General features: G+C 50.8%; 1 rRNA gene. It reads left to right on the top strand.

The features are described from left to right. Positions 1–166: 166 nt before the first annotated feature. Positions 167–2764 (top strand): 23S ribosomal RNA (locus tag ACIOVB_RS26945); the annotation flags it as partial.

Below are 2764 nucleotides of genomic sequence, written 5' to 3'. Positions count from 1 at the left end.
TCGTTCTTTAAAAATTTGGGTATGTGATAGAAAGATAGACTGAACGTTACTTTCACTGGTAACGGATCAGGCTAAGGTAAAATTTGTGAGTTACTCTGAATTGAGTATTATCGAATTTTCGGCGAATGTCGTCTTCATAGTATAACCAGATTGCTTGGGGTTATATGGTCAAGTGAAGAAGCGCATACGGTGGATGCCTTGGCAGTCAGAGGCGATGAAAGACGTGGTAGCCTGCGAAAAGCTTCGGGGAGTCGGCAAACAGACTTTGATCCGGAGATGTCTGAATGGGGGAACCCAGCCATCATAAGATGGTTATCTTGTACTGAATACATAGGTGCAAGAGGCGAACCAGGGGAACTGAAACATCTAAGTACCCTGAGGAAAAGAAATCAACCGAGATTCCCTTAGTAGTGGCGAGCGAACGGGGACTAGCCCTTAAGTGGCTTTGAGATTAGCGGAACGCTCTGGAAAGTGCGGCCATAGTGGGTGATAGCCCTGTACGCGAAAATCTCTTAGTCATGAAATCGAGTAGGACGGAGCACGAGAAACTTTGTCTGAATATGGGGGGACCATCCTCCAAGGCTAAATACTACTGACTGACCGATAGTGAACTAGTACCGTGAGGGAAAGGCGAAAAGAACCCCGGAGAGGGGAGTGAAATAGATCCTGAAACCGTATGCGTACAAGCAGTGGGAGCCCACTTTGTTGGGTGACTGCGTACCTTTTGTATAATGGGTCAGCGACTTATTTTCAGTGGCGAGCTTAACCGAATAGGGGAGGCGTAGCGAAAGCGAGTCTTAATAGGGCGTCTAGTCGCTGGGAATAGACCCGAAACCGGGCGATCTATCCATGGGCAGGTTGAAGGTTGGGTAACACTAACTGGAGGACCGAACCGACTACCGTTGAAAAGTTAGCGGATGACCTGTGGATCGGAGTGAAAGGCTAATCAAGCTCGGAGATAGCTGGTTCTCCTCGAAAGCTATTTAGGTAGCGCCTCATGTATCACTGTAGGGGGTAGAGCACTGTTTCGGCTAGGGGGTCATCCCGACTTACCAAACCGATGCAAACTCCGAATACCTACAAGTGCCGAGCATGGGAGACACACGGCGGGTGCTAACGTCCGTCGTGAAAAGGGAAACAACCCAGACCGTCAGCTAAGGTCCCAAAGTTATGGTTAAGTGGGAAACGATGTGGGAAGGCTTAGACAGCTAGGAGGTTGGCTTAGAAGCAGCCACCCTTTAAAGAAAGCGTAATAGCTCACTAGTCGAGTCGGCCTGCGCGGAAGATGTAACGGGGCTCAAACCATACACCGAAGCTACGGGTATCATCTTAGGATGATGCGGTAGAGGAGCGTTCTGTAAGCCTGTGAAGGTGAGTTGAGAAGCTTGCTGGAGGTATCAGAAGTGCGAATGCTGACATGAGTAACGACAATGGGTGTGAAAAACACCCACGCCGAAAGACCAAGGTTTCCTGCGCAACGTTAATCGACGCAGGGTTAGTCGGTCCCTAAGGCGAGGCTGAAAAGCGTAGTCGATGGAAAACAGGTTAATATTCCTGTACTTCTGGTTATTGCGATGGAGGGACGGAGAAGGCTAGGCCAGCTTGGCGTTGGTTGTCCAAGTTTAAGGTGGTAGGCTGGAATCTTAGGTAAATCCGGGATTCTAAGGCCGAGAGCTGATGACGAGTCATCTTTTAGATGACGAAGTGGTTGATGCCATGCTTCCAAGAAAAGCTTCTAAGCTTCAGGTAACCAGGAACCGTACCCCAAACCGACACAGGTGGTTGGGTAGAGAATACCAAGGCGCTTGAGAGAACTCGGGTGAAGGAACTAGGCAAAATGGCACCGTAACTTCGGGAGAAGGTGCGCCGGTGAGGGTGAAGGACTTGCTCCGTAAGCTCATGCCGGTCGAAGATACCAGGCCGCTGCGACTGTTTATTAAAAACACAGCACTCTGCAAACACGAAAGTGGACGTATAGGGTGTGACGCCTGCCCGGTGCCGGAAGGTTAATTGATGGGGTTAGCTAACGCGAAGCTCTTGATCGAAGCCCCGGTAAACGGCGGCCGTAACTATAACGGTCCTAAGGTAGCGAAATTCCTTGTCGGGTAAGTTCCGACCTGCACGAATGGCGTAACGATGGCGGCGCTGTCTCCACCCGAGACTCAGTGAAATTGAAATCGCTGTGAAGATGCAGTGTATCCGCGGCTAGACGGAAAGACCCCGTGAACCTTTACTATAGCTTTGCACTGGACTTTGAATTTGCTTGTGTAGGATAGGTGGGAGGCTTTGAAGCGTGGACGCCAGTTCGCGTGGAGCCATCCTTGAAATACCACCCTGGCAACTTTGAGGTTCTAACTCAGGTCCGTTATCCGGATCGAGGACAGTGTATGGTGGGTAGTTTGACTGGGGCGGTCTCCTCCTAAAGAGTAACGGAGGAGTACGAAGGTGCGCTCAGACCGGTCGGAAATCGGTCGTAGAGTATAAAGGCAAAAGCGCGCTTGACTGCGAGACAGACACGTCGAGCAGGTACGAAAGTAGGTCTTAGTGATCCGGTGGTTCTGTATGGAAGGGCCATCGCTCAACGGATAAAAGGTACTCCGGGGATAACAGGCTGATACCGCCCAAGAGTTCATATCGACGGCGGTGTTTGGCACCTCGATGTCGGCTCATCACATCCTGGGGCTGAAGCCGGTCCCAAGGGTATGGCTGTTCGCCATTTAAAGTGGTACGCGAGCTGGGTTTAGAACGTCGTGAGACAGTTCGG

The organism is Pseudomonas sp. NPDC087639, assembly GCF_044743385.1.
In the GTDB taxonomy this organism is placed as follows: domain Bacteria; phylum Pseudomonadota; class Gammaproteobacteria; order Pseudomonadales; family Pseudomonadaceae; genus Aquipseudomonas.
Note: the sequence above shows the minus strand (reverse complement) of the source record. Positions and strands in the feature narration are given on the sequence as shown.